At 47.9% G+C, this 26,336-nt stretch carries 28 protein-coding genes; 6 read left to right on the forward strand and 22 right to left on the reverse strand.

Annotation, left to right across the window (positions count from 1 at the left end):
* Positions 1–114 precede the first annotated feature (114 nt).
* On the reverse strand, positions 115–1,143 hold the full coding sequence (locus ACXAH1_RS15610; protein ID WP_475197889.1) for a methionine synthase: 1,029 nt from the start codon (positions 1,141–1,143) through the stop codon (positions 115–117).
* Positions 1,144–1,172: 29 nt separating this feature from the next.
* Positions 1,173–2,147, reverse strand: a complete 975-nt coding sequence (locus ACXAH1_RS15615) for a DUF1852 domain-containing protein (protein WP_054016280.1) — start codon at positions 2,145–2,147, stop codon at positions 1,173–1,175.
* Between the two features lie 435 nt (positions 2,148–2,582).
* Here ACXAH1_RS15615 and ACXAH1_RS15620 point away from each other — a divergent pair, with 435 nt between their 5' ends.
* Positions 2,583–3,392 carry a sulfite exporter TauE/SafE family protein gene (locus ACXAH1_RS15620; RefSeq protein ID WP_475197892.1) on the forward strand — a complete coding sequence of 270 codons (810 nt, stop codon included), beginning with the start codon at positions 2,583–2,585 and terminating at the stop codon, positions 3,390–3,392.
* A 93-nt stretch (positions 3,393–3,485) separates the two neighbouring features.
* Here ACXAH1_RS15620 and ACXAH1_RS15625 read toward each other — a convergent pair whose 3' ends face one another.
* From ACXAH1_RS15625 to ACXAH1_RS15645, 5 genes are all read right to left on the reverse strand, one after another.
* A complete protein-coding gene (locus ACXAH1_RS15625; protein ID WP_138543098.1) occupies positions 3,486–3,680 on the reverse strand; it encodes a hypothetical protein in 195 nt (64 codons plus the stop codon).
* A gap of 332 nt (positions 3,681–4,012) precedes the next feature.
* A complete protein-coding gene (locus tag ACXAH1_RS15630) occupies positions 4,013–4,525 on the reverse strand; it encodes a hypothetical protein (RefSeq protein ID WP_475197893.1) in 513 nt (170 codons plus the stop codon).
* Positions 4,526–4,542: 17 nt separating this feature from the next.
* A complete protein-coding gene (locus tag ACXAH1_RS15635; protein WP_475197896.1) occupies positions 4,543–5,634 on the reverse strand; it encodes a YHYH protein in 1,092 nt (363 codons plus the stop codon).
* Positions 5,635–5,807: 173 nt separating this feature from the next.
* Positions 5,808–6,284 (reverse strand): GNAT family N-acetyltransferase, encoded by a 477-nt coding sequence (locus tag ACXAH1_RS15640; RefSeq protein ID WP_475197898.1) that lies wholly within the window; start codon positions 6,282–6,284, stop codon positions 5,808–5,810.
* A 207-nt stretch (positions 6,285–6,491) separates the two neighbouring features.
* A complete protein-coding gene (locus tag ACXAH1_RS15645; RefSeq protein WP_475197899.1) occupies positions 6,492–7,055 on the reverse strand; it encodes a TetR/AcrR family transcriptional regulator in 564 nt (187 codons plus the stop codon).
* A 98-nt stretch (positions 7,056–7,153) separates the two neighbouring features.
* Here ACXAH1_RS15645 and ACXAH1_RS15650 point away from each other — a divergent pair, with 98 nt between their 5' ends.
* Positions 7,154–7,687, forward strand: coding sequence for a dihydrofolate reductase family protein (locus tag ACXAH1_RS15650; RefSeq protein WP_475197901.1), 534 nt, complete (start codon positions 7,154–7,156; stop codon positions 7,685–7,687).
* Between the two features lie 55 nt (positions 7,688–7,742).
* Here ACXAH1_RS15650 and ACXAH1_RS15655 read toward each other — a convergent pair whose 3' ends face one another.
* Genes ACXAH1_RS15655 through ACXAH1_RS15670 form a run of 4 tightly spaced genes read right to left on the reverse strand, consistent with a single transcriptional unit; the run spans position 7,743 to position 12,307 of the window.
* Positions 7,743–8,507, reverse strand: coding sequence for a DUF429 domain-containing protein (locus tag ACXAH1_RS15655; protein ID WP_475197902.1), 765 nt, complete (start codon positions 8,505–8,507; stop codon positions 7,743–7,745).
* Between the two features lie 47 nt (positions 8,508–8,554).
* Complete coding sequence (locus tag ACXAH1_RS15660) at positions 8,555–9,061, reverse strand: YfiR family protein (protein ID WP_475197903.1); 507 nt, start codon at positions 9,059–9,061, stop codon at positions 8,555–8,557.
* On the reverse strand, positions 9,054–11,033 hold the full coding sequence (locus tag ACXAH1_RS15665; protein ID WP_475197905.1) for a TonB-dependent receptor plug domain-containing protein: 1,980 nt from the start codon (positions 11,031–11,033) through the stop codon (positions 9,054–9,056). The genes ACXAH1_RS15660 and ACXAH1_RS15665 overlap by 8 nt, the downstream gene beginning before the upstream one ends.
* The gene (locus tag ACXAH1_RS15670; protein WP_475197907.1) at positions 11,030–12,307 is read right to left on the reverse strand and encodes a diguanylate cyclase domain-containing protein; all 1,278 of its coding nucleotides are present in this window, start codon (positions 12,305–12,307) and stop codon (positions 11,030–11,032) included. The genes ACXAH1_RS15665 and ACXAH1_RS15670 overlap by 4 nt, the downstream gene beginning before the upstream one ends.
* Before the next feature lie 296 nt (positions 12,308–12,603).
* On the opposite strand from ACXAH1_RS15670, the gene ACXAH1_RS15675 reads away from it, so the two are divergent.
* A complete protein-coding gene (locus ACXAH1_RS15675) occupies positions 12,604–12,987 on the forward strand; it encodes a nuclear transport factor 2 family protein (protein WP_475197908.1) in 384 nt (127 codons plus the stop codon).
* Positions 12,988–13,034: 47 nt separating this feature from the next.
* Positions 13,035–13,643, forward strand: a complete 609-nt coding sequence (locus ACXAH1_RS15680) for a LysE family translocator (protein WP_475197910.1) — start codon at positions 13,035–13,037, stop codon at positions 13,641–13,643.
* 82 nt (positions 13,644–13,725) lie between these two features.
* Here ACXAH1_RS15680 and ACXAH1_RS15685 read toward each other — a convergent pair whose 3' ends face one another.
* The 4 genes from ACXAH1_RS15685 to ACXAH1_RS15700 all read right to left on the reverse strand — a co-directional run bounded on the left by ACXAH1_RS15685 (position 13,726) and on the right by ACXAH1_RS15700 (position 15,592).
* Positions 13,726–14,226, reverse strand: coding sequence for an N-acetyltransferase family protein (locus ACXAH1_RS15685; RefSeq protein WP_475197911.1), 501 nt, complete (start codon positions 14,224–14,226; stop codon positions 13,726–13,728).
* A gap of 40 nt (positions 14,227–14,266) precedes the next feature.
* Positions 14,267–14,623 (reverse strand): cupin domain-containing protein, encoded by a 357-nt coding sequence (locus ACXAH1_RS15690; protein WP_475197913.1) that lies wholly within the window; start codon positions 14,621–14,623, stop codon positions 14,267–14,269.
* Between the two features lie 220 nt (positions 14,624–14,843).
* On the reverse strand, positions 14,844–15,191 hold the full coding sequence (locus ACXAH1_RS15695) for a DUF5329 family protein (RefSeq protein ID WP_475197914.1): 348 nt from the start codon (positions 15,189–15,191) through the stop codon (positions 14,844–14,846).
* Between the two features lie 212 nt (positions 15,192–15,403).
* On the reverse strand, positions 15,404–15,592 hold the full coding sequence (locus tag ACXAH1_RS15700; protein WP_475197915.1) for a hypothetical protein: 189 nt from the start codon (positions 15,590–15,592) through the stop codon (positions 15,404–15,406).
* Positions 15,593–15,783: 191 nt separating this feature from the next.
* Here ACXAH1_RS15700 and ACXAH1_RS15705 point away from each other — a divergent pair, with 191 nt between their 5' ends.
* Positions 15,784–16,749, forward strand: coding sequence for a hypothetical protein (locus ACXAH1_RS15705; protein WP_475197916.1), 966 nt, complete (start codon positions 15,784–15,786; stop codon positions 16,747–16,749).
* Positions 16,750–16,822: 73 nt separating this feature from the next.
* Here ACXAH1_RS15705 and ACXAH1_RS15710 read toward each other — a convergent pair whose 3' ends face one another.
* The 3 genes from ACXAH1_RS15710 to ACXAH1_RS15720 all read right to left on the reverse strand — a co-directional run bounded on the left by ACXAH1_RS15710 (position 16,823) and on the right by ACXAH1_RS15720 (position 19,818).
* Complete coding sequence (locus tag ACXAH1_RS15710) at positions 16,823–17,560, reverse strand: hypothetical protein (protein WP_475197919.1); 738 nt, start codon at positions 17,558–17,560, stop codon at positions 16,823–16,825.
* 94 nt (positions 17,561–17,654) lie between these two features.
* On the reverse strand, positions 17,655–19,250 hold the full coding sequence (locus tag ACXAH1_RS15715) for a PepSY-associated TM helix domain-containing protein (protein ID WP_475197920.1): 1,596 nt from the start codon (positions 19,248–19,250) through the stop codon (positions 17,655–17,657).
* Between the two features lie 247 nt (positions 19,251–19,497).
* A complete protein-coding gene (locus tag ACXAH1_RS15720; protein ID WP_475197921.1) occupies positions 19,498–19,818 on the reverse strand; it encodes a hypothetical protein in 321 nt (106 codons plus the stop codon).
* Positions 19,819–20,120: 302 nt separating this feature from the next.
* Here ACXAH1_RS15720 and ACXAH1_RS15725 point away from each other — a divergent pair, with 302 nt between their 5' ends.
* A complete protein-coding gene (locus ACXAH1_RS15725) occupies positions 20,121–20,564 on the forward strand; it encodes a GNAT family N-acetyltransferase (RefSeq protein ID WP_475197922.1) in 444 nt (147 codons plus the stop codon).
* Here the strand turns inward: ACXAH1_RS15725 and ACXAH1_RS15730 are convergent.
* The 4 genes from ACXAH1_RS15730 to ACXAH1_RS15745 form a co-directional block, all read right to left on the reverse strand.
* On the reverse strand, positions 20,554–21,363 hold the full coding sequence (locus ACXAH1_RS15730; RefSeq protein ID WP_475197923.1) for a substrate-binding periplasmic protein: 810 nt from the start codon (positions 21,361–21,363) through the stop codon (positions 20,554–20,556). The two genes, ACXAH1_RS15725 and ACXAH1_RS15730, sit on opposite strands and share 11 nt — an antisense overlap.
* Positions 21,364–21,469: 106 nt before the next feature.
* A complete protein-coding gene (locus ACXAH1_RS15735) occupies positions 21,470–24,520 on the reverse strand; it encodes an amino acid adenylation domain-containing protein (RefSeq protein ID WP_475197924.1) in 3,051 nt (1,016 codons plus the stop codon).
* Positions 24,517–25,236 (reverse strand): DUF1796 family putative cysteine peptidase, encoded by a 720-nt coding sequence (locus ACXAH1_RS15740; protein WP_475197925.1) that lies wholly within the window; start codon positions 25,234–25,236, stop codon positions 24,517–24,519. Before ACXAH1_RS15740 ends, ACXAH1_RS15735 begins: the two co-directional genes overlap by 4 nt.
* A complete protein-coding gene (locus tag ACXAH1_RS15745) occupies positions 25,233–26,336 on the reverse strand; it encodes a glycosyltransferase family 2 protein (protein ID WP_475197927.1) in 1,104 nt (367 codons plus the stop codon). The genes ACXAH1_RS15740 and ACXAH1_RS15745 overlap by 4 nt, the downstream gene beginning before the upstream one ends.

The following is a 26,336-nucleotide window of genomic DNA, read 5'->3' on the forward strand; positions in this document are numbered from 1 at the left end:
CAACATCAACAAAAAGCCGTTGTATGCACTGCACAATGAGATCTGACCCAGCTTTATGTTACAGAGATAAAAGAGTCAATTTATTCACCTGCATGTCTTGTGTCAGGTTTACACTTACTTAGCCAGCTCCTTGCGCACTATCTCAGCACCGGCACTGAGGGCATTTAATTTGCCCCGAGCCACGTCCCGTGCAAGCGGTGCCATACCACAGTTAGTGCAGGGGTAAAGCTTATCGGCATCCACATATCTGAGGGCTTCTCTGAGTGTTGCGGCGACTTCTTCCGGCGTTTCTATGGTATCCGTCGCCACATCAATGGCACCGACCATGACCTTTTTGCCGCGCACCAGGGATAATAACTCAACCGGCACCCGCGAGTTATGGCACTCCAGCGAGATAATATCTATGTTCGACTTTTGCAGCTTAGGCAACACTTCCTCGTACTGACGCCACTGTGAACCCAAGGTTTTTTTCCAGTCGGTGTTGGCTTTAATGCCGTAGCCATAGCAAATGTGTACAGCCGTTTCGCACTTCAAACCTTCAATGGCACGCTCCAGGCAGGCAATTCCCCAATCATTCACCTCATCAAAGAACACATTAAAGGCCGGTTCATCAAACTGAATGATGTCGACGCCGGCCGCTTCCAGCTCTTTGGCCTCCTGATTCAATACCTTAGCGAACTCCCAGGCCAGCTTTTCGCGGCTCTTATAATGGTCGTCGTACAAGGTGTCTACCATAGTCATCGGGCCGGGCAACGCCCACTTAATGGGCTGCTTGGTTTGTTGGCGCAAAAACTTAGCGTCTTCAACAAATACCGGCTTCTGGCGGCTGATGGGACCGACCACGGTTGGCACGCTGGCATCGTAGCGGTCACGAATTTTAACCGTTTTACGGTTTTCAAAATCCACGCCGTCTAGGTGTTCAATAAAGGTGGTCACAAAGTGCTGACGGGTTTGCTCGCCATCGCTGACAATATCAACGCCTGCCAGCTGCTGCTCCTGCAACGACACACGCAGTGCATCTTGTTTGCCGTCAACAAGTGCCTGTCCTTCTAGCTTCCAGGGTGACCACAGTACCTCTGGCTGTGCCAGCCAGGCAGGTTTTGGCAAACTGCCCGCAGTGGAGGTAGGTAAAAGTGTTTTCATAATTTCTGCCGCTTCTTTGTCGTTAGCTATCAGGCGTAATTCGCCGACCACTGCTCGAGTACATTCTGGTAAGGTTTAATAAAGTGCTCATGGGCAAATTTACCCTGCTCCACCGCCAGCCTGCTGCGCTCCTCACGGTCGTACACAATTTGCGTCAGTGAGTGGTCCTGGTTTTTAAGATTTGGCTGGTAGCGTCTGCCTGCCACTGCATTGGCGTTATAAATCTCCGGGCGGTAGATTTTCTGGAACGTCTCCATCGTGCTGATAGTGCTGATCAGCTCCAGGTTGGTGTAGTCATTCAGCAGATCGCCAAAGAAATAAAACGCCAGCGGAGCAACACTGTTTGGCGGCATAAAATAGCGCACCTGCAAACCCATTTTCTTAAAGTATTGCTCGGTCAGCGACGACTCATTTGGCTCATATTCAAAGCCCAGTACCGGGTGTTGGTTTTCGGTTCTGACATAGGTTTTGCTGTCCGACACGCTCAGGCAGATCACCGGACGCTTTTTAAAGTTTTGCTGATAGGCACTGGAGTTCACAAAGTGCTTAAACAGCTTGCCGTGCAATTCTCCAAAGCCTTCGGGGATACTAAACTGCGGTTTACCTTTATTGTGATCGAGCAGTACCACACTGAAATCGTAGTCGCGCACATAAGATGAAAAGTTGTTACCGACGATGCCTTCGGTGCGCTCACCGGTTTTGTGGTCAATAATGTTAGTTTTCAGCACTTCGATTGAAGGAAAAGCTTCGCCGCTGCCCGCAATGTCGATGTCTACCGAGATGATCTCCAGCTCAATGGCATATCTGTCGCCATTTGGGTTGTCCCAGCTCGCCAGCGCATTAAAACGGTTATCGATCATCTTTAATGCATTACGCAGGTTCGCCTGACGACTTTCCCCTCTGGCCAGGTTGGCAAAGTTGGTTGTGATCCGTGTATTGTCTGACGGATGGTAGTGCTCATCAAAAATGAGGCTTTTGACTGTAAAAGTAAACTCGTTGTTCATGGCGTTCTGGTATCCAATTTTCTTTATTTAACCCAAATGTACAGTGCTCTTCCCGGTGCAGCGTTTGCACTTAGCCATAATCAAGTAGGTCCGGCGTTGAGAGCAGTTACATTGTTACCCGGGCAAGCACTTGAAGAAAAACGGTTTAATTTCACCTAAAACTTGAGCTGTGTTCATGGTTGATACTCAGCTACGTTTTTTTACCGGCCAGCCACAAGAAAAATGGCGCAAAACCACCTAGAAATTTAAACATCTAGACATCCAGATGTTTAAATTGAATTTCCTTCAACTAAAACGTGAGGAATATTCAAAGCTTATCTGAAAAGCCTGCGTCCTTATCTTGATATACTCCTGTAGAACGCGGCGAATCGGTTGTCTGCAAGGCAATCCCCTCGTCATCTGTCTAAATCCGAATAATAAAATGAGACAAACACAATGAGTGACTTGTTGTTATTGATAATATGCTGCGCCGTGCTGGGCAGCGGTGTGGGCTTTCTGGCCGGGCTCCTTGGTATTGGCGGCGGGCTGGTGATTGTTCCGGTGCTGAGCAGTATCTTGTTGTACTTTGCGGTGTTGCCTGCTGAGCAGGTGATTGTCGCCGCCATTGCCACGTCTTTGGCCTCTATTTTGTTTACTTCTACCTCCTCAGCCATCGCACACCACAAAAATGGCAATGTGCCCTGGGAACTGGCTCCCTGGATCATGACGGGGGTGGCACTGGGCGCGCTGATCAGCGGCTTTTTAGCGGCCATGCTGCCCGAGCAAATTGTACGCTGGGTGTTTGCTATCAGCGTGATCCTGATTGCACTGAAGATGTTTTTTGGCAATAACAAACCCGCGTCTGACGAGCGCACTATGCCCAATAAAGGGGTGTTAACGGGGTTTACAACCTTAACTGGCGGGCTCTCAGCCATGATTGGCATCGGTGGCGGCGCACTGCTGGTGCCACTGCTGACGTTTTTCTCCATTGATATGAAAAAAGCCATTGGCTGCGCCTCAGCCTGTGGCATCGTGATTGCCCTGTTTGGCTCTGTTGGTTACGTCACGTCGGGCAGTGCTCAATTTGCCTTAGCAGATGGGTTTGCCGGGTTTGTCTACCTGCCAGCACTACTGGGAATTGTCTGTACGTCTTGGTTTACTGCACCGCTGGGTGCTAAAGCGACCCACCATTTACCCGTACCAACCATCAAGAAAATTTTTGCTGGGTTACTGGTGCTGGTTGCGGCGAATATGACACTCGCTTAACTCTGTGTTAGTTCGCTTTAACCGGTATCGCCCAGTTCACACTCAGAACAAAAACAGAGTTGCAGCGCCAAACGCGCAGCAACTCAAATACATTTAACATATGAATGTCGTTTCGCAAGCCGTCGGATAATATGAAGGGCAGTCGTTGGCAAGACTTGGAAAAGTAGGATTGATAGTTACCAGATTTAGGTCTCGTCCACCTGCCACATTGGGTGTGGCTTCAAGTACCAAAGTCGCCTGGGTGTTGCTCAAGTTTTTAATCTGTTTTTTCTTAAATGTCAGTTTCATTATCATTCCTTGTGTAGATAAGTAAGTTTCATTAATTATCTTAACTTAATTCAGATTGTTTACAATAGAGGAACAACTTTTAGCTCCCCCCATTCAGAGCGAGCTATTGAGTGGTATTCGTTGTGCCACCTTTATATGCCTCACTTCACTCAGTTGTTGTCTGAATGCTGACAGGGCATTTTTACCGTCCGGATAATGCTCAAAAAAGAAATGGGGGCTATACGAGCAACCAGGCATGCGCCAGCAGCTCATAACACTCAAATAATGAAGGTGCATAAGTCGCCCCGCCAAACAGGCCTACAGCTCATGCTCCTCAGTCTCCCCGCTGTCATTCAGAACACTTTTGCTGCCTGCTGCTTTGCAGTTAAAGTAAAACGCTGTGACAAACCCAGCCGCTTGTATTTGGCCCGCATAGCCAGTTGCTTGTCATTCCCCTTGCCGTAAAATCCGTTGTGAAATCGCAACCCTTGCTTGTGGTCAACGCCGACAAACTTGCCCATGACCACAATCTGATCTACCTCGGTCTGGTCGCCGTGATGAGCGGTCTGCGGTGAGAGGATCAAGCCTTCTACCTTTTGTATGGTCTCGCCCTGAGTCATAAAGACTTGCTGCTGAATTGCGTTAAAGATATCCCTGTGCGCTCCTTTAAATTCCTGAACTGACAAATGCCCATCGTTATCAGCATCCGCGTCAGGAAAACTCGACGGGTCGATGGCCACGACCAGGTAAGCACCCGACTCGTCAAAGTTCAGCGTACCCTGCTCGGCCACCATTAAGTGAGCGCTGGCCGCTGCCGACGTGACCAAACAGGCGATCATAGCGATACGTTTGATAAAATAAAACATGATTAAACCTCCTATGACTAAAGCTGGCCCTTCACACAACGCTGAAAATACGGATAGGTGTCGGTGGCATAGTAATGGTAAATGCCTTGCGGAAACTCAGGAGTGACGCCATAGCGGCCATTGCACTCATCCAGATCGCCACTGCCCGCCACATACTCCCAATCCTGCGCAAAGGTCCCGAGTGCATAAACAGACGTTGAGGGTCGGTTGCTGCTGATGCTATCCACCAGCTGGTAACTTCCCGTCATCACCTTTAATGACGATGTTGAATCCTGTGCATCGCTGTAACCATATCGGGCGTAAATTGGGAAGCCATCTGCGGCCCAGCCAATCAGAGTCATGCTGGTTTCAGAACCGCCACGCAGAGCAATAAAGCCTTCCGGCATGCCGTGGTAATGATAAGCACCATTGGGCTGTACATGGGCATTGTTGTCATCGGTGCCAAAGTCAAAACTGGTCTGGCCAAGCGCTTCGATATGCCAGTTGCCGGTGTTGCCGACCAAACTACAACTGTTGCCGGAATCATCGCATGAGCCTGCCGTATTGGCGTCTATTTTTACGCCGTTCAATACGTGCCCCGTTGCGCCTCTTGGCCCGCCGAGCGTTGAAACCGTATCCGTTTGTTCGGGCGTCAGGGTGTAACTGACAGAAACCGCTGTCTCGCTGATGGTGTTCGGGTTTCCCGGATTAGGAAAAGTACCCGTTTCATGGTCTGGAATGCCGTTGGCTGTGAGTTGTCGGGAGGTGCCTGTGCAGCTCCAGTCGGCATTGCTGGTCATTTGTACCGAGGCGGAATCATTGAACTCGCTGTAGAAGTAATCACACAGCACGCCGTCGGTAGAGCCGGATGTCACTGCGGTACCATTGTCAGTATCAAGTCCTGTTCCCGAATCCTGAGAGCCAGAGTCATCAGTTTCGGACCCGTTGCCGGAATCCTCGGTACCCGAGTTGTTAGCCTGCGTTGCAGAACCTGAACTCGTGCTAATGACATCTGTGATTACAGAGTCATTCTGAGTACTTGCCTCACCACCCGATCCGGATCCACATGCCGACAATAAAAACATCGATACCCACAGCGCTAAAACAGACTTTTTATGTATTGTAACCATATCTGATACTCCCACAGTGCTAACCACCTGGTAGCCTGTTGGCTACCTCTGGTTTTCACTATATGAGTGGATTGTGCAAACACGGCGCAAAAAAAGTGCAAATAGTATGCAAGTTGCAAACTCTTCGCTGGGGATGAGCAGCCTGAGATTAAACCGCTCGACCAACAACAAGGCTAACCTTTCGGGTTTTGGAGTGACTTTTCCATAAAGAGCAAGGGCTGTCCATTGTGCTCCCCTTCTTTAAACTGCCTGTAACCAAGCTTCTGATAGATATGAATACCGCGGGTATTTTCGGCAAATACATCAAGCCAGATGCGCTTGCACCCCAGCTCATCGACACAATATTGTTCCATCTTGCTAATGGCGCGCTGACCAATACCGCGGCCTTTAGCACTGACCACAATTCTGCGAAATTCCACACAGGTTTCACCATCGCGTGCCAGAATAATAAAACCAACCAGCGACTGATTGTCATAGATAGACAAATACACTATGTGTGGCAGCGCCATCGCTGCACGGTGTTGCTCTGCACTGTTTGGCAGAATAAAACCAGATGTATCAGCCACCCCTTCCATTTCAACAAACCGTTCTATGTCTGATGGTTTTGATTTTTTTAGTTCAATAGTGCGTGGGTCAGCAGTAGGGTCCATATTGAACTTCCTGTATCTGATATCTTTTGATTTCAAAATCAAAGAATAAACAATTATGCACCTTACTAAAAGCAAATCGCCGTGTAATTACTTCGCATTTGCTGGGTGCCTGCTAGCCGTTGAAAGCAAACGCTGTCAGATTTATTCAGATATGGAGTAGCTATAGAACATGAGCCTACACACTTAACCAGACAGCTTCTGTAAGCCTTAAGTTTGTGATTCCAAAGAGTGACACAAAAGTGCCAGGGGTCCGTCCATCATTCCGGACTTAATCAGCGCCTTATCGTGGCAACAGCTGGCAGACAAAGCAAAGCCATGTAAGTAATCCGCCAATAAATTCAGCCCGTCTTCTTCTGTTTTCTTGTGCAAGCCCAACGGGCCAACAATCGTTTTATAGCGCTCGGTAAATACCTGAGCAGGACCATAAGATTTCATGCTCAGTATGGTTTGTAATAGTCCATTGTACTCGCTCAGCAACTCAATATAGCTGACACATAAACGTTTTAATTCAGCCTGCCAAGCTGGATTTTGGCTGGGCTGATAGATTTGGGCAACGAGCGATGTAGTCAGTGCTTCCAACAGTACATTCTTATTCTTAAAGTAGTGATAGATAGCCATAGGGTCCACTGCTAAGTGCGTTGCGATGGCACGGACACTTGGCACTTTTCCATCTCTTTTCATTAAGTACTTTGCGGTATCCAGGATACTTTCAGCACTTAAAAGCGACCGCTTGCCCGCCGGTCGTCCGCGTTTCTTTTCATTGACGGCCATCTGCCTTTCCTTATAAACCAAAGATATTCTACACTGTAGAATAAATTTTAAATGATTTATTTTCTAAACTCAATCACGGCGAGTGTGAGGAGAAACTAATGGCAAACATTGTATTTATAGCGACGAGCCTGGATGGATATATCGCAGATAAACAAGGTAAACTCGACTGGCTGAACTCTGTACCAAATCCGGATAATATTGACACTGGTTTCAATGCCTTAATGGAACGAATAGACGCCATAGTGATGGGACGCAATACCTTCGAAATAGTTATGAGCTTTGATGTTGACTGGCCTTACACCAAGCCTGTATTCGTCGTCAGCAATATGATGACAAAAGTACCACAAGGCTTTGAAGACAAAGTATTTCTGCTCAAAGGTGAGCCAAAAGATATTGTTGATAAGCTCAATGCGCAAGGGTTCAACGAGCTTTATATCGATGGTGGCGTAACGATTCAAAACTTCCTGCAAGACGATCTGATTGATGAAATGGTGATCACCCGCTTTCCTGTGCTGCTTGGCGGCGGTTCACCTTTGTTTGGCGAACTCACCCAGCCATTGCAGTTTAAAGTTGCCAGAAGTGAGATAGTGTTGAAGGACTTAGTTCAATCCACTTACGTACGACAGATATAACCGTTATTTATATGAGTACTGCCTATGAAATGGCGCGCCTCAGCGGTTAATTACCTCAAGGCTGCGCATATTTTTCCTGACTGGGTGGCGACCAGGAAATACACTGAACTTGCGGCACCCAGATATAGCCTTGCTGGTCGCAACCATAGGTTATTCCGGGCACTTTTATCTGGTACAGCCCGGCAATGTATAAACAGAAAATGGCATCCAGTGCGTCTTCATTGCTTTTGAGAGCTTGCCCGCTCAATGATTCTATGTAGACCTCAGACAAAATATGCGAGAACGACTCTGGCACCTCAAGCGCTAAAACCGGTGAAGACGCTAGTTGCGTAATTAAGCTGGCCAACGCTATCTGACCTGCCTTGCGCGTAGCAACCTCTCCCTTTTTATAAAGTAACCTCTCGGGAAGTTCAAAACACTCGATCATCGCGGGATGCGGATAGCACTCAATTTGCCATTGTGCCAATGCCAGATGCCCAAACCCCTTGTCCTGTAGGGCCAACGAGAGGTCGACACTGGCAGCGGCGGGATATAAGGTGGTGTTTGAGGTATGGCAAGACGCTTTACGCGACCCATAGTCTCTGCTTAGCTGCTTTTCACATTCCCGCTGGCCCGTTTGATTTTCGATGATTAGCGGCGCATCAATTGCAATGCCAGTGAGCAACGGCTGATTTGAGATAAAAGCCAAAATATCGCCAAGCCCAAATAAAGCGGGCTCCAGCTCCTCCAGCGACAAAACACCGTTGTCCAAACAACCCACCGCGGCTGCAGAGGGGTTCTTTTCGCTATGCCAGGCCAGATCCAGTCCCATCAATTTCATAAAACTCTCCTTAATGCTTTCCCTATTTTACACTCGCCTTGTTTACCTCACCGTACCTCAGTGGCCAGTTTAAGTAAATGTGCGCTAAAGTTCAGGCCCCGGCGCTTTGCATCAGTCAGGTTTACCCGAAAACTGAGGTTATTGGCATCGGCTATCAGGCCTATCATGGCGCCCTGACGAAACCCCTCACTGGTATCCGACACCACCAGCACAGGAGACTGCTCCAGATCTTCGAGCCAGTACTGAGTTTGCTGCCGGTTTTGCTGGCTCAGAAACAGAATGTCGCAGCGTGATATTTGTTCGTTGTTTGGCAATTCCATCACTTCGGTATCATCATCCATATCCTGCGTGTGCAGTAGCGAAGTAACTGCCTGATATAGCTCCGGGTTGCCCACAACACAAAAACGCAATTTATTGGGCGGCGGCGGAGGCCACTTGCTGAACTGACTGAAACGATATAAAAACGCTGCTTTGAGCTCATTTTCGCTCAGGCTTTGTGCTTTCCCCTCGCAAGCAAATATTAATAAACACAGCGCAACCAGTTGTTTAATCATTATCCCAGCTCCAGTTAACCGACAAATGCACTTGCCGGCGGCGCTGCAAATAAGGGGTAAAGCCATCATCGGTGATTTCAAGTATGTCTTTATCTGTGATATTTCTGACTCCCAAAGCAACAAACAGGTCCGGGCTATTTTGCCAGTTTAAGCTAACGTCATGGCTGACATACCCAGGTAAATGGCTATCAAAGGTTCTCCTTTTGCTAACACCATTGGCATTCAGGCTCAGCGTAAAATCAGAGTTTCCAAGGGGCATGCTAAAACGCATTTTGCCAATGAATTCAGGTGAGTTCGCTATGCCGAATCCACCTCTCAATCTGGAGCGTTGGACGGCCAAATTGGCAATCAAAGACATTCCCCTCGCCCAGCGTTTATCCACCCCGAATTCGACCCCATGGCTCCTGATAGGCGGCGGATTAAAGTAAATTGGCCGAAAGAAGTCCTGATGGATCAGGTTATTTATGTCGGCGTAATAAAAAGTGGCAAAAGACGACAACGAGTCACTCCAGCGCTGTACAAGACTCAGCTCGTTGTAATCTATCGTTTCGTTTTGCGGATTTGGTTCACTGAACACGCTGTTGGCGTTGCGTTCCAGAAAGTTCGCCACTCTGAATGCCCGGCTGTGACGCAATAACAGATGATGACCTTCCAGGAAGCTGTATTTAAGGGTAAAACTGGGTGACCACCTGGCTGGACTAAAATCAGAGTCGTCGTGTCTTAAGGCCCACTGAAACTTAAATCTTGGCGTAATACGCCACAGATCCTGAAAATACAGGCCGTAGCGGCTTTCATTGCTTTTTTGTTCAAAGTTAAACTGAGACGGTAAACTGGAACGAGAGCTAAATTCCTGTCGGTGATCCTTCTGAAAATCAACACCTACCATCAGTTCATGATTTTCGACTCCTAAAAAGACCAACTGCCCGTCCAGATTGCTCCAGCGCCCGGAATTCATGGGCCGAACAAACTCCACTTCACCGCTTTGCAGTGTCAATGGCACGCTGCGTACCAGATCATTGCCATGGGTGGAGACATGAAAGTAGGCTTCCATATCATCTGAAATCTTGTCATCAAAGGTTAAAGCCAGAAAATAAGCTTCATTATCCAACGTTTCAAGTTCAGGTGTCGCCTGCTCAGCGCCGCCGCTAAATAACACGCTAAAACCATCGGGAAAACTACGCTGACGCCTCGAAGCCGCAGCCTGCAGTTGCAAACTACCCGTTTGATGACTGAGCATAATTCTGCTGCTGCTCTCCTTGTTCAGATCTTGCCACACCAGCAACTCTGCTGGCGCGCCGGGCACAGGAAAGTCCTTTGATCTTAATCTGGAACCACTGAGGGATAACCAGCTGTCGGCACCTGACTCAGAGCGCATTCCGACAGTTACCCGGCCATGCTGTGTGTCATCATTGGTCACAGACAAGGCGGTGTTCAGGCCTCGTAACTTACTACTGGTTTTAGTGACTATGTTAATCACACCCAAGAGCGCATTGTTCCCATATAAAGCAGCGGACGCGCCCGGGCTGTATTCAACCCGCTCAATCAAACCTACATCGACAAAGTTTTCGTAACCCAACAGCCCTGCATCCAGCAGGTTTTCATTCATTCTGGTGCCATCAAGCAAAAACAAAAACCGCGAGTTAAAGTCGCCCGGTCTGCCTATGCCTCGCGCGCCCAGATAAATAAACGAGCTGTTATCCCGCGTGGTGATACCCACAAACATGGTTAGTATGTCGGCAAGTGATTGCAGGTTGAATTGTCTGATGTCTTTATCCGTGATCACATGGGTCACGGCCATACTGTCGCTACTGGAACGTTCGATCCGCGACCCGGTAGATATTTGCGTATTGCTGGGCAATTGATTGAGCTGCTGACTGAGCAAGTCTTCAAGATCCGGGAGTGGGTCATTTTTTGCCTGAACACTGAGCGACAACACGCCCATGAGTCCGGCAATAAGATAACACTGTTTCATACTGATGCCTGTTTACTAAAGACCTTAAAGTTGTTCTTACCCGCACGTTTTGCCGCGTACATGGCATCGTCGGCGCAATTTAACAAGTCCATAGGTGCGCTGGCATCCAGCGGAGTATAAGCAAGACCAATACTGATACCAATTGGCATCACAGTATCTTTTATGACAATAGGCCGGTTAATAATGGTGACTATCCTTGCAGCCAGTTTTTCTGCGTTTTCTGTCGACTCTATGCTTGGCAGAAGCAATGCAAACTCGTCGCCCCCTAATCGACATAACAAATCATCACTGCGGATCATGGCACTAATCCGCTTACCAACTTCAATGAGGGTTTCGTCGCCGGCATCATGCCCATAGTTGTCATTGACGAATTTAAAGTTGTCTAAGTCAATGAACATAAGACAACTGAGCGGTCTTGGCATGCATGCCTCGCAGGTAATCTCTTTGAGCATTTGATTTAATGCAACCCGATTAGGGAGATTAGTGAGCGGGTCGGTTCGTACCATTTGTTTGAGTTGCTGACCCTGCGCCTGTTCCTGCTCTAATTGTTGGCGCAGTTCGGCCTGAGAAATATCGACACGTTTAAGCAGTTCATTAAAACTACGGGTCAGAATGCCGATTTCATCGTCCCGGATCACGGTTGCCCGCAACTGAAAGTTATGCTCACTGGATACCCGCTGGGCCAGCTCTGACAGAGCTATCAGAGGCGTCAGGGCTTTGCGCTGTACACGCGATAGCAGAAAAGCCGACACCGTAAACAAGGCAGCAATCAGTAGCGCTAACATCAGTACCAGATGCAAATACCAGTACATCATACTGGTAAGATCGATCACCATTATGAGATCACCCTCGACTTTGCCTTTAATCGCAACCGGGTAATATAAGCGCATTCGCACGCCCTCGTACTCGCGCTGAGGTTCAGATCCTATTTGCTGATATAGTGCAGAGGAAGGAACAAAACTGGGGTCGGCATATTCACTGAATACTTCGCCGGAGGTTTTTCGCAAAGACACAAACAGCACATCCTTTTTGATCCCAACCAGTGTGAGCTCTTTGGTTGCGGTATCTACATCGTTGAATACCAGCATAGGCACCACATTGTGTGCCAGTTGAGCAAGATTAATTTCAGCAGCTTCGGCCTGACGGTCACGAACGACAAACCACAGCAAAATGGATGTCAGTGAGAACACCAATAGCATGCTACTTGCCATCACCGACAAATTTAGCTGGGTGAGTCTCTTTACCAGAGACATAGATGGTAACGGCTCGCGCAAGTGCCCCCCAATAAACCAGATGACTGTATTGTCTTAATAAATATAGAAGAGAGCTGTACAAAAAACAGTAAGTAGCAGGTAATTCACGAAATTTATTGAGTTTATTGCAATTCAAAAGCGTTTGCTGAGCCGTTCAGTTACCTCAGATAGGGGCATTCAGCTGCGCTTTCCTGACCATGCATGTTTTAGCTGTATTTGCCAGTAAGCCACTTGCCAAACAATGCGCCAGTCGATTTAATGACTTTACCCTGTGCAAAGTCAGGGCGACCCACATGTTTTAAATAAGGAGAATTTACATGTCAGCACACAACCATATTGACCTGATCGAGGCTTATATTCACGCCTACAACACCTTTGACATTAGCGCTATGCTTGCGCTGCTGGATGAACAGATCGTTTTTGAAAACGAAGCAAATGGCGAGATAACAACACGTACTCAAGGTAAAGTGGCATTCGAACAACTCGCCGCAAAAAGCGCCGCGTTATTCGAAACCCGTCAACAGACGATTACCGAGCTGGCTCTGGGGGAGTATGCGGTTACAGCCTACATTCAATATCAGGCAACCCTGGCAGCCGACTTGCCAAATGGCTTGAGCGCAGGAGATACACTAGAGCTTAGGGGCGAAACCCAATTTCGATTCCACAATAACAAAATCACTTATATTAAAGACGTAAGCTGAGATATGATCAGTCTGGATGTTTTATTGAGCCAAAAAGGATAGAGTGCATGACCTTTGAACATTATCTCGCATTATTTATTGCCATGTTTCTTGTCGCCGTCATACCCGGCCCCGCCGTATTCGCGATTACTTCAGCCTCCGTTGCCAGTGGTTATAAGCGAGGTATAAGTATGACACTGGGCTTACTGCTGGCCGACTATGTGTTCATTTTACTTGCGATTTCAGGTCTGGCTGTCGTCGCCGAAGTGCTGGGCAGCGCCTTTGTCATCATCAAGTACCTGTGTGCCGCTTATCTGATCTGGATGGGAATTTCCCTACTACTGTCCAAACCCGATACAACGCTGACAAACACCGCAACCCCCAGTACACGCTCGGCCATACTCAGCGGCTTTTTGCTCACGCTGAGTAACCCCAAAGCCATTGTTTTTTATGTCGCCTTGTTTCCCACCTTTGTGGCCATAGAAAGTATGACCTATGTGGATATTTTGGGGATCATGGTATGTGCAACGCTGGCATTTGGCTCAGTTAATCTGGGCTATGTTTATTTGGGTGGTCAGGCCAGAAAACTGATATCAACACCACGACGACTCACCTTGCTCAACCGATGTGCCGGTTCAGCACTGACAGCATCTGGTGTGACGGTTGCTATGCGCTGAGAGTTTCAGTAACGACCACACTGGCATTTGTGTGGTCCGTAACAGACTAAGCTGAGCCTCAAAGACTCGGTTAAGTTCGATGTTATAATGCTATTGAAAGGATACAGCTGTTTTGTGACCCGGCACTACGTTTGTCCGGGTCAAAAAACGTATCCACAATATGAAACCCTGCCTTTCGCATCATACCCGCAGAAGCTAAGTTCTCTTCATGCCGCTCAATTAGGACTACTTCACCACCAGCTTGCTTTGCCTGTTCGATACAAGCTTGCAGCAGAGCTGTGGCAACTCCTTTACCGCTATGCTGACTCGCAACCACCACATCACCGATAAAATACATCGTTCTGTGATTGGTATATTTGACCAGGTAATCCGGGCTGTGGGCGCCTGCAATCAGCACCGCAAAGCCGATAATTTCATCATTCTGTACTGCCACCACAGCACTTGCTGCACCGCACTTGAGCAGCTCAAATTCGGCATTAACTCCAGCTTCGGTGAGGTAGTTCCATTCATTCTGACCGTGCTGCCATAATAGTTTTTTTAAGATGTCAGCTTCTGTTGCTGGCGCGAGTCGATAGGTAATCATATGGGTAATCCTTACATTATTATTGTACTTATAAATCGATTCAGTTGTGTGTCGCCACAAATTCAACCCTATCACCGTGACTGGGCGGCGTTGAAGTAACGATGAATATCAGGTCTTCATGATGTGTATTACTTAGCTGATGAGCAATACCGGCAGGTACATGCAGACCCTGGTGTGACTGTAATGTATGAACAGTACCATCCACTTCCAGCGTGGCCACGCCACTTAACACAAAGAAAAACTGCTCTGCATGGCTGTGATAATGTCGGCGTTCCGCCCCTGAGGGTGGCACGCGTTCCTGTATCACACTGAGCGCTGTCGACTTGACCAAATGCCAGCCATCACACTGCGCTCCCCACTGATAATGCTCTGCGTTATTTTTTGAAACTGGGGTCATGGTTGCTCCTGTGTAAATGCCCTTTACAGTACTTTGTATCACTATACGGTTACCAGAGTACAACAGCATAGAGGTAATCCATTTAGCGTCATTCCGTGTTTTGTTATTTAACCCCCTTTTACAGAACATGTAGTGATCGCACAAGTACCACCTGTGGTATCTATTCTTTCGTCAGAGCCTTGTTTACAAGCCTATATAATTCAGGTAGCAGGCCTTACTTTTATTCACTGTTATTCGTCGACAAGCGATACGTGGACAGTTCATCCAACAGCCAGTCTTTACTTCTTAATGGCGGTTGCCCGTCACAATGCACCAGATAGTGCTTGCCCGACAAGTTGCTTTTGGTTGCGGCATGCTGAATGAATTCTTCTGCTGTCCCTATGTCTTCAGAGAAATACTCGTATTTTTTCTGTATGTGTTCAACAGCTTCTGCACCGGTGTGTAGCGTACCATTACGTTCATACCGGCACTGGGTCTTTGCGACATACATGAGAAGATGGTTGATTTCACTTATCGAAGAACTTTGAGCAGTCAAAAGTACCGTACCAAACAAAAATACACTCAACATAACAGTTTCCAATTATAAAAAAGGTATGGGTTGTTTGACGCCCTCTCAGGACGATTAGTTTAAATTTCTCATCATTTTTTTGACGTTCACTATGTTGCACTTGCGCGATAAACCTGCTTCACAGAGGCCGGTTGTCATTCACTTTGTTAACATACCTTGCTTCATCATTGAACTGAATATCGCAGGCTCAATCTGAAGTATGCCTGTCTTAATTAATTGAACAAGGTCACCAAGTATGGCAATACTCGCTCGCTGATCCGTTCACCGAAGAGACTGCTGTGGTCGCCTTCAAACACCTCAACCTGCACTTTGCAGTTACTTATCTTGCTCAGTTCGCGAAGACGCAGGTTTCCTTGCGCAATCCAGCTATATTCGTCTTTATTACTCACTTCAACGCGCACAGTATCCAGTTTATTGAGGATCTGTATTCAACCGCAACAACTCGCCAAAACCACTTTGTCAGGCCACTTTTACCTTAGAAAAAAGATGGGTTACAGCCCATTTAATTAAAAATTAATATTTATTCTCTTGATGTTTGGAAACATAAGTAGATAAATTGTTGCGCAAAACTAAAATACAAAGGAAATGAAAGATGAGTACAAAAGTAAAAGCACTGACACTGGCAGCGGTTTTAGGCACTAGTTTTTTGCCTGGTATGGCATCAGCCGCAATCAACAACAATATCGGTGAGTGTGATTTCTACAGTTTATTTGAGCAACACCATAGGGACGATTATGTTACCCGGGTTACCGCGTCTGTTTCTTATAAAGGCTATCAAGGCTGTGCACTGGACAGAAACAATCACGTAAAATCAGTACTGACAAAAACCTCTTATCGCAGGCAAGCACTCGAAGCTGATATCCGCCAAAAGGTGTATCAGAGTATTGACTCTAACCTCAATGGCAGCTTTGACCTGGACTATGTAAACACCAACCTCAATGGACCTTTGGTATTTGAATTACGTGAATCTGGCGGCCGTATTTTAGCTAAGGCAGGTGGTATAGGTATTAGCTCTACGGCAAAAATTACGTTAAAAAACACCCCATCCTTTATTTTCAAAGCCTATGGCAAAATCAATTCTCCTGAAATCTGGGCAACTGCAGACTACAATCCTTATAGTGGTGAAGTTAGCAACATCAGAGTTAACCCGGTGAACCTGAATATTGACTTTGAAACCCGCTTTTTGGGGATCAGCATTCCTGGCTTGTCAAACCTGATAGACAACTTTGTTGAGTCCAAGCTATCGAGCATGGTTTACGGTGCCATTAACAGTGATAAACTAACGGGTTCCCGTACTATTTTCTCCCTGGATAAAGCCATCCCGAGCGGTGAGTTTTTCTATGGTGGTGAAGATTTAGGTGTAAAGGCAAAAGATGCTATTCAGCACATCATCAGTGGGCAGTCAGTCCGTATTTCAATCTCTGGTAATTCACTGGGCTATACCACGCACTCCGCTTCTTTAAACGTTAAGCTCTCTGACACACTGGAAATACAATTAGACAGTCAGCGCAGAAAGAACCCGCTGGGTCCTGATACCTGCCCTGTTAGTTGTCTCTAAATATAGAAACTGAGCAAGTACGCAGAGGCACCTTCATAAGTGCCTCATTTCTCAGCGATCAACCTGCGCTTACCTAGTCACCCACTTTAGGTAAAGTGCGTTTATCGAGTAGCTTAAAAGTACTCAGGTCAATCAGTGCACTAAACACCTGTTCCTGCTTGGAAAATACAAGCAACAAGTTACCCTCGTTGTTCACAGCCTGAGTTATTATTTCAGTATAGCCTTGAATAATTTCGGTATAGCCGGAGCCATCCAGGCGACTCAAAGCAAAAATGAGCTCACCCTCATAATCGAGCTGCTTATCCGCATTAGAGTCCTCATTGATAAGCTCATAAAAAATTGCCTGGTTTTGCTCACTGAGCCGACCATTTTGCCGCTCCAGCGTACCATAACGATAGATAAGCTGATCCACAGAGTCGAATAACCAACGAGATTCATTGTTACTGGCATTGATCAATATCGCGTTTTTCATACGAGATTCTCGATAACGACTATACACTTTAAAAGAACTGTTGCTACGATTGAACCCCTCTACACTTGGGGTATCCGTCGCGTCGACGATGAGCTTTTCAGATTCCAAAGGAATAAGAAAATAGTCATAGTCTCCAAGCTGCACCGGGAAACCCAGATCCCAGTTTTCTTCCTGATCTTTATCCTCCGCCAAATTTAACGACACATTCTGCTCGTCGTGCTCTCTGAACACCCCCTTGCCCACTTCATAGGCAAGGATTGCGCCCAAAAATAACGCCGAGAGTAAAATTATTACGCCGTTAATCCGCCAGACCCAAGTAAAAAAAGCGTTTGTTTTCATAATAAAGCAACACCAGATGTATTGAGACAGTAACGATAGCACGGCTATCTTTTAGGCACAAAAAAGGCGCTGTGACAGCGCCTTCCTTTATGAATTATGCCTGGGAGGCGATGGGCTCCACGTCTGTGGGTGCCACCTGTTTCTCGCCTGCATATACCCGCTTCATTGCCCCAACACAAATTACAGATAACAACAGTAAGATAGCATCAACCAGTAAAACGTCGCGTAACACACTCCCTTCAAGCTGGCTGGAAACACCATACATCAAGGTCCAGTCTGCAACTGCGACCAGAGCAAACAATGCAGCACATATACCGAGTAGCCCCTTACAGAACAACTTTTGATTGGCAAACAATTGAGCAATGACGATGCAGGCAATCCACACGGCGTAAAAGCTGCGTTCAATTAAGTCCGCCCTGCCAAGCTGCTCTACAGGTAATACTCTCGCCAAAACAAAGCCTACTGCCGTTGCCAAAACAACCCCGATAAAACCACCAGAGGTTAGACGTCTGACAAAGTTCAGACTACGTGCACTTTGCTTACGTTGCTTGGCACGCTTGTCGATCCACATTAAATTACCTGTGATAATCAAATACGCTGTTGCCAGGCCAAACAAGAAAAAGGCCATACGCATGCCATAGCCGGCAAAATCACCAAAATGCAAACTCGCAATGGTTGATAAGCCACCACGTACTGCATTGTCGTAATTGTCCATCGTCAGGTAAATTTGCTCCTGACTACTCATCAGATAACGTACTTCACGCCAAAGAGAAAAATCGTCATTACTGGTTGCCGCAAATACCAGAATGGCACTCTCGTCACCATAGTGCTCTATGCTAATACGCTCTAATGTCACATCGCCCATGGTCGCCATCGCACGCCGGTACATCTCGTCTAAGCCCGTCATGGCCATGCGCTTATCTACCTCTTCCAGGTGAGGCTGGTCGAATCCAGCGGCATCAAGTAAAGCGTCCTGGTTGCCCTGATACAAAATCACGGCATAAGAGATCTGATAAATAATCACCAGGTTGAATACCAAACCAGTAAATGCGTACATAATATGCATCGGCAAACCCATAGTGCCAATGAGGTTGTGTGCATCCAGCCACTTGTCTTTTTTGCCGTCTTTACGATATTGAAAGAACTTGCTAAACAACTTACGCCAATGGATCACAATGCCGCTGAGTATCGCGACAAAGAAAAACAAGGTCACTAAGCCCACAAAGTACAAACCCGGGCGGTCCAGCCCCAGGTTGTAATGAAGCAAATAGACGAACTCGGCGTAGTTATATTCATGACTGTCCCCGACCAACTCTCCCGAGGTTGCGTCAAACAACAACGTGTGATGTTCATGATCTTCGCCGGTCACTGGATCCGGCTGTGCTAACTCGCTTTCAAAGCCAATTTCGATATAAGGATTGTGTTCGTCAGGGGGAAAGATGAAAAAGCCGCCATGCATTTCCACTTGGTATTGCTTCTCGATGGTTGCCAACGCTTTGTCGAACGCTGGCGTGCCTGTTGCTGCCTTGGCATCGATCAACAAAGGGGTGCGTTCCCAGCTGGTGATATTGGCCTTAAACAACGAGATTGCGCCTGCAAAAAAGATCACAAACAGGACAGTGGAAATGATAAGCCCAACCCAGGCATGTGCATTCGTGAGTGATTTTAACGTCTGATTATTCATCGTCATTGCCTACCTTAGCATCATCAGAGTTGTATTAAGTATGACGGACGGCACAAACATAAGCATAAGCGCCTTAAAAGATTTCCACGCAGATGGATAAGCATATGCCCATACGATGCAACCCGCCCAAATGGGAAATGCCAAAATCAAACCAATCAGCAGCCTGGTTCCTTCAGCAAAAGGAAGCAATAAGTTTAAGTTCAGTACCAAAGAGACTGACAAAAATAAACCGATGAACAATCCAATTAATGTTCTAGGCCACATAACTTGCCCCTCCGAAAAGTAAACTCACCAGGCACAACGCCGCGGTTATTGAGAAGGTGCGTGCTTTCGAATAGCCCGAGCTAATGGTGACCGTAAACAAACTCAGCATAAACACCACCAAAGCCGCCAGCATTGACGATACCCAGGGGTAATCAAAACTGAATGTTACGATCCCGAGAATAAACAAAGAGAGCGCACTAAACCCAGCCAAGGGCTTAGGCCATGCTCTGGAAATCAGGGTTTGCCGTTCACTGCCGAGATATAAACTCAGTGCAGACAGCCATAGAGGAATAATTGCAATAAAACTCATATTTATACTAATCGTTATCATTTGCAATTATGGTACGGTTTTACACCCAGACATTCAACTACAAAGCACAAAATATAGTCGCTGATACGCTGCGTATTGCGCTGCAGACCATTTGTTATGAGTGCCTCAACGCCCGGTTTTCAGGTTCATTAAAGTTTTGTTTCTTTGAACAATTTACCCTTGCAACCCCAAAAACATTGGGATTAGATAAGCAATAGCACTATCAACTCTTCAGCTTGTGGTTCAGGATGGCGAGGTGTAAACAAGGCCTGAGCGACAGACCCAGATAATAGTGAGGGAATATGGAGATAGAACTAAGACAAGCCAGCAATGCCGACAAGCCTTATCTGTTACAGCTTCGCCTGCAAACCATGGTAGAGCACCTTGAGCAGGCAGGTATTTTCCTATGCGAGGAAGCACACCTGTGTCGGCTGGAAGAAGACTATGCCTGCTCACACTTGCTGATCATTGATAAGGTGGTAGTAGGAACACTCAAGTTTAGGCTGGTAAATGGACTGGTGGACATCATGCAGCTACAAATTGCGCCAAAATTCCAGAAGCAAGGGCTTGGCCGCAGCACACTCGAGTACTTATTTGAGCAATACCCCAATAATCCCTTTATCCTGACAGTACTCAAACACAACCCGGCGCGTCGTTTGTACCTTTCATTGGGTTTTGAGACCTATGATGAAGACGAGTATGAATACCTGATGCGCAGACCTGCACACAAAACATTTATGGCTTAGCTTGCGCTGAGCCGGATAACAAACGCTGAAAATGCAGGTCAATTAGTTCATCGATGGCAGCCCGATTACGTTCGATGGCCAGATTGAACTGCTGTAACCGTTTCTCGCTAAACAAGCCCGGCCGGATCATGTAATGTGCGGGGTTTTTATGTACAGTTAAACGACTTGCCCTGACGTGTGCTTTATAGGGTTCCCGGTTGATCAGGTAAATGCCGGTGAACAAATCTTCCACCGCGTAATCAACACGCTTTCGCGCCAGCAAATTAAAGCGCTCTGTCGCTAAATTGATATCGACCACACAATCCGGACACTGCTGAGCAACGCGGGAAAATGCTTCGCCATAGACACTGCCACGATTCACAGCCACAAGCGATTTGGTCAAAAAGTGCAGGGTTGGTGCAAATGCATGTTGCGGGCTCAGGGGGTTATCCGCGTGGCGAAACAATTGCATGACTTCATCCCGGTACGGCACGCTGAATTCAGAGAATTTGCGTCGTTCCTGCGTGAAGCTGGCAGCAAAAATCACATCGACTTTGCCTTTTTTAAACTCTTCAAAAGCCCGGCTTGAAGAGGGAAAGGACACATAGCGCCAACATAAATTGGCATGTTTCAGAACCAGCTCCAGGATCTCTATATCCAGGCCCCGATACTGCTCGCCCACTCGATAAGAGTATGGCGGCCAGTTGTCGCTGGCACTGACAGTGACCGTTTGATCGCAGGATTGTGCAACGGCTAAATATGGCGCCAGGCACACTACACTGACCAGCAAAAAGCTCATACAATAACGAAAAAAGCGCATAGTCCCCCTCACACAACACTTACCAGCTTAGACCATAACACGCTCTTTAACCGAAGACTCTAATTTTACGCAACAAATCAAAGCGTTCAGTTCTAGCAAATAAGGCTTATCCAAAGCTCAACTGCTTAAAAGCCTTGACCAAATGCGCTGATAGCACGTCAAGCCAACGCTGACTTACAATACCAGCATCACTTTTCAATTCTACTGTCAAACCGCCCTCTTGCTCACGCACAAAGCGGATCAGCAACCAGTGATAGAGTTGCCCAAAGGAAAAAACCTCTGCGTCGGTGAGCCAGTCGGTTGCACTCAAACCAAGCCTTGGCTGAGCAAATAATTGCTGCTCTGGCAGTTCAATATGATCGGCAAAAGCCACCGATATTCTTGGCGCATGAGTTTGAGCAAGCGCTTTAAAAGACGCGTCCTTGCTGAATAAACTCAACCAGCCATAACTGTGCCCGCCAACCGGAAGTGCAAGTAAGTCTGTGCAGGTTATGTCGAATTGCGCGTCGACTGACTCACAGCCATGCAGCAACAAAGGGGCGCTTTGAGCAAACCAGCCCACAGCCTGTCCTGCTTCGACGGTTATGCCGCACTCTGGATCTTTTAAAGGTTGCCTGCCGTTGTTTTCAAGCGCCACCACCATAGACTTTTCTGCTGTGCACCTCAGGTAACTGTGAGCCAATGCCGCAAAAAGAATGCTCTGCAAAGACTGACCTTGCTGAGCGAGCCGTGACGTCAAAGCAGCTACCTGCTCCGCTCCTCCCAACACAGCTTGATTACTGACTGATTGTAGCCTGTCTATATGCTTGAGTTTGCGTTCTGCTTCCAGACAAAAAGCGCCCCTGCCGCTGAGCGCTCGTCGCCAGTAAACGAGATCCCTGTCAAACCGGCCAGCCATTACTGCACGATGCCATTGCTGCTGCCAATGCAGCAACGCCCAGTCTCGCTGCCTGTCAAATTGTCGCGGCGCATACAGCAGGTTGTGAAGATCGTCGCTGAGCACCTGAAGACTAATATCGTCCACCAACAGGTGACTCAGCCCAACAGCCACAATATGACCGTAGCGGCTGCGATAGCTGGCAATAGTCACCAATTGGTCCTGTAATGAGGACTCCACGAGGCAAGACTTAAATGCATCGCAGGCCTGTCGTTTAAAGTCATCAAAACTGGCTACGTCAAGCTCATCTGTCAGGTGTAAAGCCCCTTTACTGATAGACTGTGTCATCTCTTTCACATTAAAGCGCAACCTCAACGTGGGATACTTACGCAGTAAGATCCGCGCAACCTGATGCACTTTTTCGCTGCTGATCTGCTGTCGGGTAAACAATACAGAGCACACTTGCCAGCGGGCTATCTGCTCGACATGGATCATGGCCAGTTTGTTCGGCAAAGCGTAATTGAGCAGCTCAGGTGAGAAAAGCAGCCTGCTGGTATGTTCATTGTTTCCCAACTGAGTAAGTGGCGTGCCATTCAGTAATTGAGACAAAGACAAGCTCCAGCCTTGCTGTTTAGCACGTAGCTGCAGTGCCAACGCTTTGAGTGAATCGCCTCCCTGTTCCTTATACCCTTTAGACATGGCGAGCCTGGCAAGTGGTATACTCAAACTGTGTGCAATAAGCTCGTAAACAGAGGCCATCCTGGGAGATTTTACAAACCGTTGCTGCGCGGTCCGCTGTAAAGCCTGCTTATCAATTTTACCAATCGTCGTGGTTGGCAGCTGGGAGTAATAGTAGAACTGTGCAGGCAACATGTAGTCAGGCAAAGAGTGGCTCAATGCCTTGCGTAGCTTAGGCGTGTGTATGTCATGCAGCGCTCCGGCAACAAAGGCTATCAGTTCACTACCAACTGCCAGTACCGCTGAACTCTGTACACCAGGATATTGATCCAGTATCGCTTCGATACCTTCAAGCTCTATCCGGTGTCCCAGTAAGTTAACTTGATTGTCTTGGCGACCCAGATAAGTGATAAGCCCTTGTTCGTCCCGCTTGACCAAATCGCCACTTCGATAGAAGCGCTGCGCACGGCCTAACCGCTGCATCGTTATAAACTTATCGGCCGTTTTTTGTGGCTCAGCCAGGTACTCTAAAGCCAGGCCCTCACCCCCAATCAGTAGCTCCCCTTCTTTGGCTGGCCGGTTCTGAGCATCAACGATCAGTAAGATACTGCCTGCCGACGGACGACCAATGGGCACTCTTTGCCGTTGCAGGTCCTGGCGTGTAACACGATGCAAACATGATGTCACCGTGGCTTCGGACGGACCATATTCGTTATAAAGCGCGACTCGCTCGAACAAGTTTAGCCGCTCCCAGTGGCGCACTATATTGTGGCTGAACTCCTCACCACCAAGAATCGCCGTGCTAAGTGTCATGTCCGAAAGCCAGCCTTGAGCACGCGGATCCGCCAGAAAGGTTGCCAGCAGGCTAGGTGGTACATCAATATGGGTGATTTTGTACGAGATACACACAGCCGCAAACTCTGCCGGGTCAAGGACTGTACGCTGTGTAAAGTATACACAGGCGCCGGCTGAGAGAAACATCAGCAGCTGCTGCAAATAAGCATCGGTCGAACTGGATAAAATACACAACGCACGATTATCCGGTGTAAGCTGATACTGCTGCCGTGCGGCCTGGATCTGCTGAGCCAGGCTGTACCGCGAAATGCTGATGCATTTTGGTTGACCTGTGCTGCCGGAAGTGTACACATGATATGCAACACGCCGTTTTTCGTTATCGACATTGTCTGCAGAGGGTGTATGCACATAGTGCGCAGCAGGTGATTGATTGTAAGACAGGGTAATTTTGCAGCCAGCAACACCCAATTGAGGGTCATTCTGGCTGTAAAGTACTACCCGCACCTGACTACGTGCCAGCATATGCTGCTTGCGAGCTTCGGGGAAACGGGTATCCAGGCATACAAAAGGGCATCCCATCAGCAACGCACTCAAAATACCTGCCGCACTTAGTCGCGGATCATCTCCACAGATGGCGACACACTCATTCGGCTGAACTTCAAATGCCTTGAGCTGAGCAAGGCAGCAGGCAACCCGTTCTCGCAACTCACCATAGGTCAATGTCCAGTCATCGCCAACTAAAGCCCGTGCTTGAGTCGGTTGTTCGAGGATCTGGGCGACCATATCAGCCACTGTGACAGGCTTCATGCCGACTCCTTTACAACGCTGAGTCCGGAAAATCCGTTGACACCCACTAACATATCACTCCAGTGCTGGAGTTCACGCCCTTCCATCCAGGGCTCATCATTGTCAAAAGTGTACTTGCGGGTAAATGCCAATCCGGGCCGGCTGTGTTCAGAAAGCTCATCGTGAAAGGTTGCCACCAGCAGGCCTACTTTTGCGTTTGGACACACCTGCTCAAGCGTTGCTTTTAAAGCCAGTGTGTTAGCCAGGATTTCATCGGGTGTTTCAAATTGCCAGTCGGCATGCTCTTCCATGGCTACGCTCAGGAAGAACAACACACTGTCGAGGCTGGCAAGCTCGGTAAAAAAGCGCTCGCAGATCCCATCAAATTTCTCGCGAAAGATCGGATACTCCCGAGCCAAATCGTGGTTTTCCAGCGCAAAATCGTGGGCCGATAAATATCCAGCCGAAGGGTCGGCATACTTGCGATATTCTTTGCAGTCAGGCTCGTAGGGCGTTAAGTTTTCCAGTAACAGCACTTCTTTGCAGCGCGTTTGTAATGCTCTGTCGAGATCAGCAACAGAGCGCCCGCCAATCCAGTCGAATGGGCCACGCCGACACCCCAAACCCAGTTGACGGGTCAGGTGCCTGGGTCGACAGTCCATGCCCAGACTGTGCACCCGACTATAATCACCGGCAATATAAAGGTTGCCTGCCTGGACTGATAAAGGGCGACTCATACACAGGCTCCTTTACCTTGTAATTTGTTTAAACAAACGCGCCCTATCACCCGCCACCAGGTCGGTACTTCCAGTATCACACGCGCAAATGGGATAAGGCAGAGTTTGAGCTTATGGTGTGGGATAGTCCGAAACTCACTGCTCGCCTTGCTGTACAGCCAGAAGGTTTCGACAAACCCCAGCGCCGTCCAGGCCAGCACCAGAGCAACACCAACCACCGTGCTGAACAAAAATGCGCTTAGCAAAATCAAAGGCATCAAAAGAAAGATACTGACGGAGATCATGTCAATACGATGGCGCAGACCCAGAATGGTTTTTTCTGCCATCTGGGCACGATAAAACTCGGCCTTATGCAGTGCCACCTCAACAAACCCCTGCGACCAGCGACGGCGTTGCTGTAGCAACGCACTAAAGGTTTGCGGGGGCTGCGTCAGTGCCTCAATTTCGGGCGCATAAAACACGGTATAACCCAGCTCCAGACCCAGCAAACAGGTTTCTCTGTCTTCACCACTGCGCAGCCCGCTATGACGAGATAATAAATCAGCGATGATGGGTCGCTTATACAAGCACCCTGCCCCCGGCATGATAGGCACGCTGCCTTCATTTTTGCTGAACTGATAGCTGGCTCGTTCCAGGGCATATTCCAGCATCTGAAACTGCACTGCGGGTGTGTTGCCTGCCGTGGGGCGCATACTGAAATAACATCCCATAGATACCGGATCTGCTGCCAGTTTGCGATGTACTTCAGGCAGATTATCCAAACCCTGAAGCTCTGTATCAAAGTCGGTGAAGATGATGTACTTATGCGGCAAAGCTTTGATCAGGGTGTAAAGTGCCCCTATTTTTTGGCCATTTGGCGTCACCCGGCTAAGACTAAGATGTGTCAGCTGCTCAGTATTGGCCGAAAAAGGTTGGTCAGTAGAACCATCATCAATCAGGATAATATCGAGCTCAGGATGACGCGCTGCCAGCGCATCAAAATATGCAAGTCGCTCGGCAAAATGCGTTTTATCGCCAGCTTCATTGTAAAAGGGCACCAGCACCGCCGTCGTTTCGGTATGCACCCGCTGTTCAAGCCAGGTTAACTGATAGTCTTTCAT

It is taken from the genome of Pseudoalteromonas sp. AWH4_217 (genome assembly GCF_056161105.1).